General features: G+C 36.7%; 1 protein-coding gene. It reads left to right on the top strand.

The annotated features are described in order from the left end of the window. On the top strand, positions 1-540 hold a 540-nt coding region (locus Q0L68_RS12770), incomplete at both ends, for an MFS transporter (RefSeq protein ID WP_296703739.1).

Genomic DNA, 540 nt, shown 5'->3' with positions numbered 1-540 from the left:
CGATCAATATTCCCTCAATATGCTTCTGAGGTTTTTTATTTAGACTCCAATTCAGCCTTTTTATCCTTTATTGCCGCATTTGGCTTAGCGAAAGCATTCACGAATTACTTCACAGGAAAATTTGCCAATGATTTTGGAAGAAAAAACCTTTTAATCTTGGGTTGGATTTTGGCTTTACCTGTCCCCTTTTTATTAATTTTTGCAAGCAGCTGGTCTATTGTAGTAGTTGCTAATATACTCCTAGGAATAAGCCAAGGACTAACTTGGGGAAGCACTGTCATAATGAAAATTGACTTGGTAGGTGAAAAAGAGCGAGGCTTGGCGATGGGAATGAACGAGTTTGCCGGGTATTTATCTTTGGGAATCAGTGCCTATTTTTCGGCAATTCTTGCAGAAAATTTTGGGATAACCCCCTATCCATTTTTCATAGGAATTGCAGCATCTATAATTGGACTTCTACTTTCAGTTATTCTTGTCAAAGACACAAAACATTTTGTTTACCAGGAATCTCAAACATCAATTCAAAAAAAAATCAAAGGA

The sequence above is a fragment of the Algoriphagus sp. genome (assembly GCF_024642405.1).
In the GTDB taxonomy this organism is placed as follows: Bacteria; Bacteroidota; Bacteroidia; order Cytophagales; family Cyclobacteriaceae; genus Algoriphagus.
This window is presented reverse-complemented; position numbering and strand designations above follow the sequence as displayed.